Origin of the sequence: Candidatus Alcyoniella australis, assembly GCA_030765605.1 — a bacterium.
Classification (GTDB): domain Bacteria; phylum Lernaellota; class Lernaellaia; order JAVCCG01; family Alcyoniellaceae; genus Alcyoniella; species Alcyoniella australis.
Window position 1 is genome coordinate 41,356 of record JAVCCG010000056.1, and the last position, 13,614, is coordinate 54,969.

Below are 13,614 nucleotides of genomic sequence, written 5' to 3' on the forward strand. Positions count from 1 at the left end.
CTGAGAAAACGATCGGAAAGAGGCAGTCGTTCATCGATCGAGGAGGCCGACGGTATTTCAACGCAACCGCACGGCACTGAACCCGCCACAATTTATCAGGGCTCCATCCGGCTGTCCAGACGGCCGTCCGGACCGAGGTTGCCGCGCCGCCCCGGCTCCAATAAGCTAGCTTTATGCATTACCGACCGCACTTCACCATGCGCGACCTGGAGCGGGTGCTGGCCCAGCCGCTGCCCGTAGACTTCGCCTTCGGCGTGGCCACCAGCGGCTATCAGGCCGAGGGTGGATTCAACGGCCCGGACGAGCCGAAAAACAACTGGTATCCCCACGAGCAAAGCGGCCGCGTACAGCGCACGGGCGGCGCCTGCCGCCTGCTCGAGCTGTGGCGCGAGGATGTGCAGCGTGCCGCGGCCCTGGGCTGCCGCGCGTTCCGGCTGGGAATCGAGTGGGCGCGGGTCCAGCCCGCCGTCGATCCGCAACAACGCGGACCGGCCGATTTCGATCCCGCGGCCCTGGATCTCTACGCTGAGATTTTGCACGGCATCCGCGAAGCGGGCATGGAGCCGCATCCCACGCTGTTTCATTTCGTGCATCCGCTGTGGGCCGGAGAGGATCTGTGGCTGCACCGCGATCTGTGCGTGCCGCTGTTCGCCCAGTACGCATGCGAGACGATCGAACGGCTCAACACGCGGCTGATCGAACGCGGCTCCGCGCCCCTGCAGCGGATCATCACCATCAACGAGCCGCTGATGGTGCCCTTTGCCACCTACGTGCTCAAACACTTCCCCGGCCCGTCGGCGGACCGCGGGTTCGGCACGGCGATCACGGCCCTGGAGAACAACTATCTGGCGCACGTCGAGGCGGTCGAGCGTTTGCGAGGGCTCTATTGCGAGCGTGGCTGGGAGCGGCCCTTGATCTCGACCAACAGCTGGTCGTGTTGCGTTTACGAACTCGACCGGTTGCCGTGCGATCTGCTGCGCGCACCGGCTGCGGGCGTGGGTCCGCGCGAGCTCGACGCCTATATCGGCGGACTGCGGCAACGGCACATCCAGCGTATGCTCGACGCGCCCCTGAGCCGATCGTGGCCCGGAGTGCGACGGCACTTCGAGCGCCGATTGCAATGGTGGGTCACCAAGCTGATGGGCCCGAGACCCTTTGGCGCGTTGCGGGATCGCGTGCTGCGCTCGGACGAGCCGCTGATCGACGAGGTGCTACTGGATTACTACGATCCGTTTATGCTCGACTATGTGGATCTGGGTTTGCGGCCGCAGCTGCGTACCGAGCCCTGGGACTGGCGCTTTGCGCCCGAGGGCATGGGCCCGATCCTCGAGGGCTACGCCGATGGTGCGGCCGACGCGCCGATCGGCATTGTCGAAAACGGCATGGGCCTGCGCCACGACGGCGTTCGAGCCCATGCGCGTCGCGACGGCGTGCAGCGCGATCAAGCCTTGGCCTGCTCGCTGTACGAGGTGGCCAAGGCCGTGCGCGCGGGGATCAAGATCGACCGCTACTACTACTGGACCCTGGTCGACAACTACGAGTGGGGCAGCTATGAGCCGCGCTTCGGCCTCTACGGCGTGGACTACGCCAACGGCGCGCAACGGATGGAGACCGACGCCGCGGGCGTGGATGCGGGACGTGCCTATACCGAGCTGATCGAGGCGCTGCAAAGCGGCGGGCGCGAGGCGGTGCAGGTCTTTGCACGCCGATCCGGACTTTAGCCGCCGGCCGCTGGCCCTCGATATTGCGCTGTACCTGGCGCGGCTGGGCCTGACGCTCTATCTGCTGCGGCTGGCCGCCACAGCGGCTTTTCCTCACGATGGCGGCTAGACTGGACATCTGCTGCGGATCGGGCTGACCGCTGAGCTCGACGTGCTGCGCCTGCTGTTCTTCTCGTCCTACTACGGCCTGCGGCTGCTGCGCAGCGTGATCGCGCCGCCGTTCGTCACTGACATTGTGATTGATCCCGTGCGAGGCCGGGCCTATCTCGCGGCGCGCGAGCACGGCCTGTGGCGGCTGGACCTAAAGCGCTTGCGCGAACGTCCGCAAAGCGCGCCGGACCCGTTCTATAAGCTGCTTAATCTGCTGAGCAATCGCGCCCAGCGCCTGCTGGGCTGGCCCTCGCGCATTCCCGACGAGCTGCTGCCCCAGCCGCGGATCGAGCTTGGGGCCGATTGCCCGGGTTGATTACTTCCCGCGCCACTGCTCCATAAGATCGGGATTGGCCTTGCCATAGGTCTCGATGAATGCCTGGATTAAATCGTTCAGCGGCAGGTCGTGATAGCGGCCAATGTCGCGCACGTACTCGATGTGCGGCCTGCCATCGAGGGTCGTGGAGTGGAACACTGCATCGCAGCTGCCGTCGAACTCCACCGGGCGGAATCCATGGCGCTGGCACATCGCACTATCGAACGCCGGCGTGGCCTTGACCCAACGCCCCTCGAGGTACAGCTCGCAGTAGCCGTGGTAGGTGAACAGGTTGGTCCCCATCAGTTCCAGCAGGTCGCCGGGCACGCAGTGGTTGAGCAGGTCCGCGAAGCACAGCCGGGTCGGGATTTTCGCGGCGCGGCAAAGCGCGGCGAGCAGCACGGCCTTCTGCACGCAGTAGCCCGAGCCGCGTTGCAGCGTGGCGCTCGCCGCATACTCCTCGGCGCAGAACATCGGAGCGAACGGGTTGTAGCGAATCGCGTCGCGCGCAAAGTAAAAAAGCCGCACTCCGCGCTCGCGTTCCGAATCAACGCCCTGGATCAGTTCCAGGGCCTTGTCGCGCACCAGCGGCGAATCGCTGTCCACGCTGGGTGTGGGACGCAGGAAAAGCTCGAGTTCACAAAGACGATCGTTCATTGCAAATACCCCAGGGAACGCAGGCGCTCGAGCAGCTCGGGCGTCATCTGCGGCGAGTCCAGAGTGATTTCGGCCAGGCTGATCGGGTCGCGCTGCGGCGGCGAGGTCTCGTAGGTCGCAACAAAGCGCACCGGATCAACGGCCAGCGCCGCGGGCTCGAACGCCTTGCTCAGCACGCGTCCGTCGAGGTCTTGGCCCACGGGCAGGCCCAGCAGGTAGAGCACCGTGGGCGTTACGTCCACCAGGCGTGCGCCCTGGATTCGCGCTCCGGGTTTGACCTTGGGGCCGACGATCAGCATTACGCCGTCGTCCCCGGGGTTGTGATGAGCGCAGGTGAATTCCAGTGCCACAGCGTCGCGCTGTTGCGGGGTCTGCAAGCGGCATGCAGCGCTCAACGTCGCATCGACCGCTGGCCGCACCAGCAGGCCGCGGTCCTCCACGTTTTGGAATTCGAGCAGCGCGGATTGCTCTCCCAGGGCCGATTGCAGGTCCGTGCGCACGGCATCGATCCAGCCGGGTGCGGTTCTGCCCGCAGGCTCGATCAGCAACTGCTCGCGCACCAGCCAAGTGGTCTCGGGCCCCTCGCGCCATTTGAAGTGCGCCAGGTGTGCGGCCTGGAAGTCGTAGGAGCGTGTGGCGCGCAGCCTGCGCTGCCCGAGGCGGAACTCGAGCCCCGCGGGCTGCTGTTCGATCCGCTCGCGATCCAGGGCCAGGGCCGCGAGGGTTCCGTGGCCGAGCCCGGCGTGCAAATGCGTGGCCTGGGGCACGCCGAAGCCGTGGTCCGAGCAGATCACTAGGTGTGCGCCGGAGGGCATACGCTGCCATAGATAGCCCAGGGCGCGGTCGATTCCGATCCAGGTTGCGCTCAGCCGGTCGGGCTGATCGAGCTGCGCCACCTGCGGATCGTCGGCGAACATTTCGGGATGCCAGCGCCGCAGCCAGCAAAGCTCGGCCTTGTGCGCGGCCACGTCGGTCTGCTGCACCAGGATTATCGAAAGGTCCATCGGTCGTCGGCCGATGATGCACGCCTTTTGAAACAGGTGCTCCAGCTCTCCGGCCTCGGGGTTGTAGCAGCCCTCGAGGCTCAGGCCCGCGGGCAGCAGTTGGTCGTCGGCCGAGCCTAGGTCGGGGATGTAACCCCAGTTGCCCGCGGCGCGCGGACGGCTGAAGTAGTAGTCGAAGACCGCGATGGTGCGCTGCCGGTCGCGCGCCATCTCCCACACTCGGCGCACGTTGATCTCCTGCGGCTCAAGGGCCATCGCGCCCCAGCTCAGCTTGTAATCCGGGGTCACTCCGTGGCGCACCGGGACTTTACCGGTGGCGATGGTGGTCCAACTGGTGGGCGAGAACGCGTGGTCGGTCTGGAGCACGCCCGCGGCCCCGGCGGCCAACAGGCGCTCGAAGTTGGGCAGCAGCCCGGCAGCCATCAACGGTTCGAGGATTCGCCAATCAGCGCCGTCCAGCCCCAGCACTACAACCCGCTGGCTGTCCGACCCAAGCTCGATCGGCTGGGTTTGAACCTGCGGTATTTGGCGCTGCGGCATCTTTGATTCGGAGGGCGCCTGCCAGCCCACGGCGTAACCGTGATCCAGCGGCTCGGGATCAACATGACCCTGGGGCGGCAACGGTTGCGGAGCGCAGGCCGCGAGCAGCAGGCAGATCAGCGCCGTTGTCGGCAATTGCCATGCGTGGTGCATGATCACCAGCCGTAGCCTGGGTGCTTCATGGGCTTCGTAGCGAGGCGTGCAAGATGCCGCAAGAACAAGGAAGACGCGGTTATTGCGAGCATATTGTGCGCCGCAGTAGAAGCCTCATGAAGCATCCAGGCTTAGTCGCCTAACACCTGGTCGGCCAGTTGCAACATCTCTCGCATCAGCGTGACCAGCGGCTCGTCCGGCGGCGCCAGCGGCTCGGTGTAGATCGTGTCGAGCCAGGCCGCGGGATCGTCCTTATCGAGGATCCCGGCGAAGTGGTAGATATCGATACCGGCCACGCCCGCGGCCCGGGCCGCTGCCACGTCGGCCGCCAGCTGTGCGATCTCGTCGTAGCCAGTCTCGCCTGCCACGTCGACCTGGCCGATCGAGAGCGCGGCCGCGCCGTCGAAACGCTCCGCGGCCTGCGCGCCGTAGCTGTATGGGAAGGCCGGGCCGATGGTCATCCCGGCGAACTGTGAATACATCGTGGTGTAGGTGGTGAAGCCCCAGCGGTCAAAGTTGATACCGTCCACGGGCACCTCGGCCAAATCCTGGATGTCGTAATCGCCGTCGAGCATGTCGTCGAGCACAAAGGGGTAGGTCGTAACCTGCACCAGGTAGCCGCGCTCGTGCAGCTGGTCGACCAGCGTTTGGAACTTGGCCCGGCTTTGCTCGAAGCGCGTCGCGTCGCGATTGGCCGCGATGTACAGCAGCGCGCCCATGTAATCGCCGTCGGACAGCAGTTGCTGGAACTCGTCGATGTAGGGGTGACACAGCTCCATGTTGAGCACCACCCACTCGACGTTGTTCTCAACGCTTTCGACGTAATCCATGGTCGCCAGCACGTTGGCGATCCACTCGTCGGCGTCGCCCTCGCAGCCCCAGCTCCCCTCGTTGGAGGGCAGCAGCGGCCAGATCTTGACCGGCACGTCGAGCTCTTCGGCACGCGCCAGCAACGCGGTGGTGTTCGGCGTTTCAAGATGGTAGGTGCGCAGCGCCAGGTAGAGCGACATCTCGCGGTCGGCCAACAGCTCGAGGTTGTCCGCGGCCACGTCGTGGGCCACGTTGTCGGCCTTGACCGAGAATTCGACTTCGGGCGGACCCTCGTCGTCATCGTCATCATCGTCGGCATCATCGTCGTCATCGTCATCGGCCGTGTCGTCGTCGTCCAGATCGTCGTCGTCGTCAGCCGCTTGGTCGTCATCATCATCGTCGCCATCGCAGGCGACCAACGTCAGACCGAGCAACAGCAGCAACGCGATCAGCAGCAATCCGGATAGATATCTATTCATTGTAATGGCCCTTCCAAGGTGTCTACCCGCTGATTCTAAGCCGAACCCGCTTGTGGTGAAAGCGCCGGGCCCACCCGCCCGTATTATCCATTAGGCTTCTACTGCGGCGCACAATTCATCCGCAACTACTGCGTCATCCGTGACGATCCGTCCTCGACGTACCGTAGCGGGTACGCCTGCGGATGATTGCCCCGGCTTCCTTGTATTTGCGGTGCCTTGCACGCCTCGTTGACGAACCCTCCTGAATAATGCGGGCTAGCGCGGCTTGACGCGTGGATATCCAATGATAGATTAGCGTGCCCTGGGAGGAATCATGACGCGACGCATCCTGGTGACCGCGGCGTTACCCTACGCCAACGGCTCGATCCATCTGGGCCACCTAGTGGAATACATCTATACCGATATCTGGGTGCGCTATCTGAAGATGCGCGGCCACGACGCGATCTACATCTGTGCAGACGATACCCACGGCACGCCGATCGAGATCAGCGCGCGCAAGCAGGGGATCCGGCCCGAGGAGCTGATCGAGCGCATGCACGCCGAGCATGAGCGCGACTTTGCCGACTTCCAGATCGAGTTCGACTTCTTCGGCTCGACCCACTGCGACGAGAACCGGCGCTGGGCCGAGCGGATTTTTCTCGCGGCCCGCGACGACGGACACATCGAACGCCGCGAGATCGAGCAGAACTACTGCCCCAAAGACGAGCTGTTCCTGCCCGATCGTTTCCTGCGTGGCACCTGCCCCAAGTGCGCAGCGACGGACCAGTACGGCGACGTGTGCGAGGTCTGCGGCTCGACATACCAAAGCAGCGAGCTGCTTGAACCGCACTGCGCGCTGTGCGGCACCGTGCCCGAGCGCCGCAAGAGCGAGCATCTGTTCTTCAGGCTTTCGGACTTCGGCGATTTCCTCAAGCAGTGGACCTCGGCCCAGGGTCATTTGCAGCCGAAGATCGCCAACTCGGTCCAGGGCTGGATCGAGGACGGACTGCGCGACTGGGACATCACCCGCGACGGACCGTACTTCGGCTTTCCGATTCCCGGCGAGGAAAACAAATATTTCTATGTCTGGCTCGATGCGCCGATCGGCTACATTTCCAACACCGAGCGCTGGTGCGCGCAAAACGGCCGCGACGTCGCCGATTACTGGGAGCGGCCGGGCACCGAGATCTACCACATCATCGGCAAGGACATCGTCTATTTCCACGTGCTGTTCTGGCCGGCGATGCTGCAGGCCGCGGGCCTGAACCTGCCCGACGCAGTCCAGGCCCACGGCTTCCTGCGCATCGGGGGGACCAAGATGAGCAAGTCGCGCGGCACGTTCATCAACGCGCGGACCTTCCTCGACCAGATGGATCCCCAGGCGTTGCGCTACTACTACGCGAGCAAGCTCGACAACGGAGCGGACGACCTCGACCTGTCGTTCACCGACTTCGTCAACCGCGTCAACGCCGAGCTGGTCAACAAGATTTCCAACCTGGCCAGCCGCTCGATCTCGTTTCTGAACAAGCGACTGGATTCGCGGCTGGGCAAGATCGACCCCGCTGCCGCCGAGATGATATCCGAGGCCGAGGCCGCGATGGAGCGCATCGCCGAGCACTACGAGCAGCGCAACGTGGCCGCCGCAATCGAGATCGTCAATCAGCTCGCCGAGCGCGGCAACGTCTATTTGCAGAACGCCGAGCCCTGGAAGCTGATCAAGGACGATCCCGAGGCCGCGCGCAACGTGTGCACCGCCGCGGTCAACCTCTCGAAGATCATCACCGTGGCGCTCAAACCCGCGCTTCCCAAGTTCGCCGCGGACATTGAGCGCATCCTGGGAATCGATCCGCTAACCTGGAACGACGCCCGGGCCGACTTGGTCGACCGCGAGATCAACGAGTTTCAGCACCTGGTCGATCGCATCGAGCAGAAACAGATCGACGCGATGGTGGAGGCAAGCAAGGTGGAGCAGCAGCCCGTGGAACAGTTCGACTACGAAGTGCCGCAGATCGCCGACGAGATCGCATACGACGATTTCCTCAAGCTCGATCTGCGCGTGGCCCAGGTAATCAAGGCCACGATGGTCGAGGGTGCGGATAAGCTGATCCGCCTACAGATTAGTCTGGGACCGCTGGGCGAGCGCACGGTGTTCGCCGGCATGCGCAAGGCAGTGGACGACCCGGCCGTGCTTGATGGGCGCAAGGTGATCTGCGTGGCCAACCTCGCGCCGCGCAAGATGCGCTTCGGACTGTCCGAGGGGATGGTGCTGGCCAGCACCGACGGCAAGGACGGCAACCTCAACTTCCTTTGGGCCGATCAGAGCGCCCAGCCGGGCGAAAAGGTCTCCTGAGGGCACCTTTGAGGCGGCTTAGAGCCGCAGCAAAACTCGCGCAGTTCGCTGGTTTTAATGCAACGACCCGCCCCGCGCCGGCACCTTCGAGGTGCCACAAAACTCGCGTAGTTCGCTGGACGTAGTGCCACGACCCACCCTGCGCCCGGCTTTGAGCCGGGGGCAAGGCTCGCGGGCGGACAAGGGACGGAATGCCACGATCCGCCCCGCGATTTACTAAATAGCCGGATAAAAAAACGGCCGGGAGCCTGTGCCCCCAGCCGTTTGTCGATTGCGTAGATTACTCTACGGGAGCCGACTTGAGGTCGAGCTCGCCGCCGAAGAACATGCTGCCGATCAGCTTGAGGTCTTCGACCAGGTTCAGCGCGAAATCGCGGAAGTCGTAGACGTTGGGGTCGGTGAAGAAGTGCGAGAAGTCGACCAAGTCGTTGTTGGTGTATCCGTCGCCGAAGATCAGGCGGCAGATCAGGTCGACGTACCACAGGTTGTAGGAGTCCAGCACGTTGCGGAACAACGAGACGTCGAACGGGTAGTCCGTGCCATAGACCAGGTTGAGTTCCATCCCCTCGCACATCGCCGCGATCTGTTCGGCCTGGATGCGGTTGATGGTGATCCCCAGCCCCTTGAACTCGACGTACTCCTCCGGGTCCCAGATGCCGTTGTTGTTCGTGTCGCCGTAGCCCATCGCCTTGCCGGTCTGGCGTTCGGGGTCGATCATCAGGTAGTCCAGGTAGCGGCCGAAATCGCCGAACGCGTAGCCCAGTTCGGGGCCCGAGGCCTTGATCAGCTCCAGCGACTTCTCGTCGTCGTAGGCGATCAGCGCGTTGGGGAAGATCGGATCGTAGAGCATGTTCTCGACCGCGGTGGTGAGCCCCCAGTACATCTCCTCGAAGCCCTCGGCCTCGCGTACGTTGAGGTCGAAGGTCACGGTGTTGATGTCCAGGTTGGTCGAGGTGGCGCAGAACAGGAACCAGTTGAAGAAATGCGCCATCGCCCGGGAGAAGTATAGCTCGGGCACGCCGAAGCGGCCGGGAAGTTCCCACTTGACTGCCGGGTCGTGAAATTCGAGCCAGAAATTCTTGAGGAAGAGCTGCTGCTCGGGATGCTCAAGCAGGACGTCCGAATACTTTAAAATTTCGGGCGGCATTTTGGTGCCCAGCTCGCGGAACAGCACCTGGAAGCCGACGATCGTATGCTCAAAGCAGGTGCGGTCTTTGCGGTTGCATTCCCCGAGGTGCTTGGTGAAGCAGCGGCTATGGTGCTCGACGTACATTCTGGGGCAGCGCTCGATGAACTCCTGCTTGTCGTAGGTGATCGGCGGGTTGAAGTTGCCGCACATCTCCAGGGTGCCGGCAATCGCCTCGCAGTCCTCGGGCTGGGTGTTGAGGATCCATTCGATGGCGTCGTGGCGCACGGCGTCGCAGTCATCGGAGGCTGTGATGTCGGCGAACATCATCGGCTGCAGACCCCAGGGGCAGTCTTGCATGCAGGTCTCTTCGGATGAGCGGATCTCGTCGAGCAGATTGCACTCGGTCAGCCGCTCGCAGGCCTCGACGCACTCCTGGCTCGTGGGCTCGTAGATGTAGACGCCGGCCAGCAGGTCGACCAGGCCGTCGAGGTTGGACACGATGCGGTCCATGGTGGAGACGGTCACGCCCCACATCGCCTCAAGGTTGTCCGGATCGATCTGCAGCGCGTCTTTGTAGAAGTTATAGGCGGTCGAGCCGTTGCCTTCCTGCAGGGCCAGCCGGCCCTCGGAGAGCAACTTCTGCAGCGACCATTGTTCGGGCGGCTCGCCTTGGCATGACCAGGCGATGAATGCCGTAGCAATCAGGGCGACAATCGCGACGATAACAAGCTTACGCCGTCTCATTTGTCACCTCCTTTGTAGCGATAGCGATCGGGCGGCGCGATCGGGATGAAGAAGCCCATGCCCACCTGGTAGGCGTCGCGCCAGACCATCGCGTTGCGGCCGTCGGTGGTGTAGTCCATGCGCAGCATGGCCACTGCGGGGATGTAAAGCGGGGTCAAGGGCAGGGTCAGGCTGACGCTGAGCTTGCCGTCGTCGCCGTTGCCCACCAGACCGATGTAGTCGATCAGGTTGTCGAAGCCCTCGCTGTTGGACTTGTAGTGCGCCTCCCAGCCCCAGCCATGGCGGTAGCTGATGCCGATGATGCTGAAATTCAGCCCCACGGTCACGGCGGCCCACGGTCCGGGCTGAAAATCGTAATACTCGTCCAGATCGGTCAGATCCTGGAAAAGATCGACCTCCATGCCCTGGGCCTCGAGGTAGTCGCGCACGTCCTGGTTGATATCCAGGAACGTCGGGCTGCGGCGCTTGGAGGGCAGGAAGTAGGCGCCGTCGCCCGTGACCGAGATCCCCAGGGCGTTAAGCGGCTTGGGCATGCTGAATGACAGCGGGATGCCCAGGCCCAAACCCCAGGCGCTGTAGCCGGTGTCGGTGTCCGGGCCCATCGCGAAGATCATGTTCTTGTTGGCGTCCGCCTGGTGCGCCGTTGGCAGGTAGATATGCCAGTTGGTGCCCGTGGCGAACCAGGAGTTGCGGTAGCAGCTCCATACAACGTCGATTATGGTGTCGCCCCAGTCCACCGGGTCGCTCTTGTAGTGATGTACCGGCGCCGGATGTCCCAATGCCTCGAACATGTCGTAGAAGTCGTCGCGCGAGGCGATGCCCAGGCGGTCGGAGGTGCCCGGCTCGAACACCGGATCGATGTTGATATCGAGGTCCATGAACATCGTGCTCACGCCCACGGTCAAGGTGTCGGTGATGCCGTACATCAGCGCCACCGCGTAACCGCTGGCGTTGCCCGATAGGTTGAACGAGAACTCGAAGAACTCGCCGCCGTAGTGAAACGGATCCTCGAATTGTAAAACCGGCAGCAGGTTGTCCATCTCGCGGTTGTTGTCGAACCGGCCATAGGGGCGCATCGTGCCCCAGCCGACCACCGCAACCAGGAAGCCCTGGGGGACCGTCATGGTGCCGCGCATGTCGAGGTTCAGCGCCATGTTCTCGTAGTGTTTGAGCCAACGGCCGTAACGTCCGAACAGCGGCTCGCGCTGCAGGTAGGCGTCGAGAAACGCGTCCCCGGTGCCTGCGGGCTGTTCTTCCGCCTCGGCCGACTCCTCAGCCTCGTCGGTTTGTTCGGCATCGTCCGTCTGCTCGGCGTCGCCGGGCTCATCCGATTCGTCTTGATCGTCTCCGGCTTCCCCCTCGTCGGCAGCGGCCGCGATTGGAAGCAGCATCAAGCAAATCGTAAGCAGTAGCAGCAGCCAAAACCCCGCTGATAGCGGCATACGTTCGAACATGTCTTTCAATCCTCCATGGTGTCAGGACGCAACCAGCCCTTGCGGTGCGGCACATGCTCGTTAATTCTTAATTCGGTCAATATTTTTATCGTTAGAAAGTGGTGCGGCGTATCCGAGAAAAAGTACAGGATTTGTGCTTTGATTACAATTGATCGGCTGCGGAAAGTTTCAACGGCAAATCGACGCCGTTGACCGATCAACGCTGCAGTGCCATGTTTTGCGGCCGAACGAAAAGCGCAGGAGACAATAAGTTGAAAAGCCATCATCAAAACCAAGCGCGAATAAACAGACTGTCCGTCGCGGCCGTCCTGGTCTTGACCCTGGCCCTATTGGCCGGTTGTTCAAACACCGCGATGGTTGCCGGGCTGGTCAGCGTGCCCCAGGGCAATGCCGTTGCCGCGACCACGGAACAGCAGGCGCCGATCGGCGACATCGACCCCGGCGTGCTGCGGGTCGGCGTATCGCGGCTGGAGATCACTCCGCTGAGGTCCGCGATGATGGGCGGCTACGGCGTGTACGTGGGCAGCATCGAGACCTGCCGCTGGTCGCAGGGAGTGCACGATCCGCTCTACGCCACGGCAATGTACATCGGTCTGGACGACCAACGGCTGCTGCTGATCTCCCTGGACCTGGTGGGGCTCGCCGGGCCGGACCAGGACGAGATCAAGGCCGCCATCGCCCAGCGCTGGCCCATCGCCCCGGACCAGGTGATCATCAGCTCCACCCATACACATCACAGCCCGGACACCATGGGGCTGTGGGGCACGCTGCTGCCGCCGCGCACCGGACGCGACGAGGGCTACATGCTCTACATGAAGTCCCAGGCCGTGCAGGCCGCGGGCCTGGCGTTCGAGTCGCGCCGACCGGCGCAGCTCAGCTACGGGGTGGGCGAGCTGGCCGAGCCGCACTGGAACCACTATCAGACCCAGGTCGACGACGCGCCCATCGACCACACGCTGACCGTGCTGCAGGCCGCGGACTTCGAGGGCCGGCCGATCGTCACCGTGCTCAACTGGGGCTGCCATCCGACCTGCGAGAACGGCGACAACCTGCTGGTCAGCTCGGACTGGGTCGGCAGCTACTACGCGATCATGCGCCGCCGCGACGTGGGCATCCCGATGTTCATCAACGGCTCGATCGGCGCCTCGATTCAGCCCTCCGAGCCCTGGCGCGAGCAGAACGTGGGCGACGAGCGGCAGTCGCAGGGTTTCGTCTGGGCCGACGCCGTGGGCCGCGCCGTGGCCCAGCGCACGATTGCGGTGCTCGCCAAGCTCGAGCCGCTGTCCGTGGACGCGATCAAGGTCGAGTCCGCGCCGGTGACCGTGACCATGGACAACCGGATCTTGGGATTGGCCAAGGGCCTGGGGCTGATGCCGTTCGACCTGCCGCCGATGCACGAACAGTTCCAAACCAAAGTCACTCTGGCGCGCATCGGCGAGCTGTGGCTGGCCACGGTGCCCGGCGAGCTCTCACCGCAGATCGGAATGACGATTCGCGAGGCGGTGGGCGGCAAGGCGCAGATCATCTGCGGCCTGAGCCAGGACTACCTGGGGTACATTATCGACGTCGAGCAGTATGAGGATCCGATCTATCGCTATGAGAAGATGCTCTGCGTGGGGCCGGATATTGCCGACGGGCTGATCGCGGCCCATAGCGCACTGGCCGCAGAGCTTCAATAGGGGGGGGGTAAAGATCGAGAAATCGATCTTTGTGTGTAAGGCTCACGGGGCATTGGCTCGAAATTTATTAATATCGGAGTGCATGCCGCCTTTGACAGTATCCGCGACCCTCAACAGTCAGCATGTCAGCCTTACAGGGTTCTCCACGCATTTTTTCTTCGACATGCACGAGGAAGAGCACGCTTTTCAGTCCACCGCAAAATAAATCTCAAGACAATGCCCTGCTCGCGCCTACCCAATAATGTTATCCAACATTATTACCCTCCCCCATCTTTCGTCGCGGAGAGGCTCGTTGGATTACGACCATGGTTCGCTCGCGTGCATTGCTGCGTATACATGAAAGAGGGCTGTCCTCGAGGTCTGTTTGATAAAACAGCCTCAAACGTTAAACGTGCTCATACGGCACAAACTTTGAGGAGGACAGCCCAATGCAACTTTACATCGGCCTG

The 13,614-nt window shown here is 63.2% G+C and carries 11 protein-coding genes; 5 read left to right on the forward strand and 6 right to left on the reverse strand.

The features are described 5' to 3' along the window. The first annotated feature begins 173 nt into the window (after positions 1 to 173). The 3 genes from P9M14_06155 to P9M14_06165 are packed head-to-tail and all read left to right on the forward strand — an operon-like array spanning position 174 to position 2,187. On the forward strand, positions 174 to 1,721 hold the full coding sequence (locus P9M14_06155) for a family 1 glycosylhydrolase (protein MDP8255313.1): 1,548 nt from the start codon (positions 174 to 176) through the stop codon (positions 1,719 to 1,721). Beyond that, positions 1,699 to 1,830 (forward strand): hypothetical protein, encoded by a 132-nt coding sequence (locus P9M14_06160; protein ID MDP8255314.1) that lies wholly within the window; start codon positions 1,699 to 1,701, stop codon positions 1,828 to 1,830. Before P9M14_06155 ends, P9M14_06160 begins: the two co-directional genes overlap by 23 nt. Before the next feature lie 42 nt (positions 1,831 to 1,872). Continuing rightward, positions 1,873 to 2,187 (forward strand): hypothetical protein, encoded by a 315-nt coding sequence (locus tag P9M14_06165; protein MDP8255315.1) that lies wholly within the window; start codon positions 1,873 to 1,875, stop codon positions 2,185 to 2,187. Here P9M14_06165 and P9M14_06170 read toward each other — a convergent pair whose 3' ends face one another. The 3 genes from P9M14_06170 to P9M14_06180 form a co-directional block, all read right to left on the reverse strand. Continuing rightward, positions 2,188 to 2,844 carry a transglutaminase family protein gene (locus P9M14_06170; GenBank protein MDP8255316.1) on the reverse strand — a complete coding sequence of 219 codons (657 nt, stop codon included), beginning with the start codon at positions 2,842 to 2,844 and terminating at the stop codon, positions 2,188 to 2,190. Continuing rightward, on the reverse strand, positions 2,841 to 4,541 hold the full coding sequence (locus P9M14_06175; protein ID MDP8255317.1) for an alkaline phosphatase family protein: 1,701 nt from the start codon (positions 4,539 to 4,541) through the stop codon (positions 2,841 to 2,843). The genes P9M14_06170 and P9M14_06175 overlap by 4 nt, the downstream gene beginning before the upstream one ends. Before the next feature lie 131 nt (positions 4,542 to 4,672). Then, positions 4,673 to 5,830 (reverse strand): hypothetical protein, encoded by a 1,158-nt coding sequence (locus tag P9M14_06180; GenBank protein MDP8255318.1) that lies wholly within the window; start codon positions 5,828 to 5,830, stop codon positions 4,673 to 4,675. Between the two features lie 313 nt (positions 5,831 to 6,143). On the opposite strand from P9M14_06180, the gene metG reads away from it, so the two are divergent. Further along, positions 6,144 to 8,159 (forward strand): methionine--tRNA ligase, encoded by a 2,016-nt coding sequence (metG, locus tag P9M14_06185; protein ID MDP8255319.1) that lies wholly within the window; start codon positions 6,144 to 6,146, stop codon positions 8,157 to 8,159. Positions 8,160 to 8,439: 280 nt separating this feature from the next. Here metG and P9M14_06190 read toward each other — a convergent pair whose 3' ends face one another. From P9M14_06190 to P9M14_06200, 3 genes are all read right to left on the reverse strand, one after another. Further along, the gene (locus P9M14_06190; protein ID MDP8255320.1) at positions 8,440 to 10,032 is read right to left on the reverse strand and encodes a hypothetical protein; all 1,593 of its coding nucleotides are present in this window, start codon (positions 10,030 to 10,032) and stop codon (positions 8,440 to 8,442) included. Beyond that, on the reverse strand, positions 10,029 to 11,423 hold the full coding sequence (locus P9M14_06195) for a hypothetical protein (protein ID MDP8255321.1): 1,395 nt from the start codon (positions 11,421 to 11,423) through the stop codon (positions 10,029 to 10,031). Before P9M14_06195 ends, P9M14_06190 begins: the two co-directional genes overlap by 4 nt. A 68-nt stretch (positions 11,424 to 11,491) precedes the next feature. Then, positions 11,492 to 11,749, reverse strand: coding sequence for a hypothetical protein (locus P9M14_06200; protein MDP8255322.1), 258 nt, complete (start codon positions 11,747 to 11,749; stop codon positions 11,492 to 11,494). Between P9M14_06200 and P9M14_06205 the strand changes: the two genes are divergently transcribed. Further along, positions 11,738 to 13,165 carry a hypothetical protein gene (locus tag P9M14_06205; protein MDP8255323.1) on the forward strand — a complete coding sequence of 476 codons (1,428 nt, stop codon included), beginning with the start codon at positions 11,738 to 11,740 and terminating at the stop codon, positions 13,163 to 13,165. The genes P9M14_06200 and P9M14_06205 overlap by 12 nt on opposite strands. The last annotated feature ends 449 nt before the right edge of the window (positions 13,166 to 13,614 follow it).

Coding starts and splice junctions, on each gene's coding strand:
- P9M14_06200 (MDP8255322.1), bottom strand. CDS start 11,749: ATGGCTTTTCAACTTATTGTCTCCTGCGCTTTTCGTTCGGCCGCAAAA.
- P9M14_06155 (MDP8255313.1), top strand. CDS start 174: ATGCATTACCGACCGCACTTCACCATGCGCGACCTGGAGCGGGTGCTG.
- P9M14_06170 (MDP8255316.1), bottom strand. CDS start 2,844: ATGAACGATCGTCTTTGTGAACTCGAGCTTTTCCTGCGTCCCACACCC.
- metG (MDP8255319.1), top strand. CDS start 6,144: ATGACGCGACGCATCCTGGTGACCGCGGCGTTACCCTACGCCAACGGC.
- P9M14_06180 (MDP8255318.1), bottom strand. CDS start 5,830: ATGAATAGATATCTATCCGGATTGCTGCTGATCGCGTTGCTGCTGTTG.
- P9M14_06195 (MDP8255321.1), bottom strand. CDS start 11,423: ATGCTGCTTCCAATCGCGGCCGCTGCCGACGAGGGGGAAGCCGGAGAC.
- P9M14_06190 (MDP8255320.1), bottom strand. CDS start 10,032: ATGAGACGGCGTAAGCTTGTTATCGTCGCGATTGTCGCCCTGATTGCT.
- P9M14_06175 (MDP8255317.1), bottom strand. CDS start 4,541: ATGCACCACGCATGGCAATTGCCGACAACGGCGCTGATCTGCCTGCTG.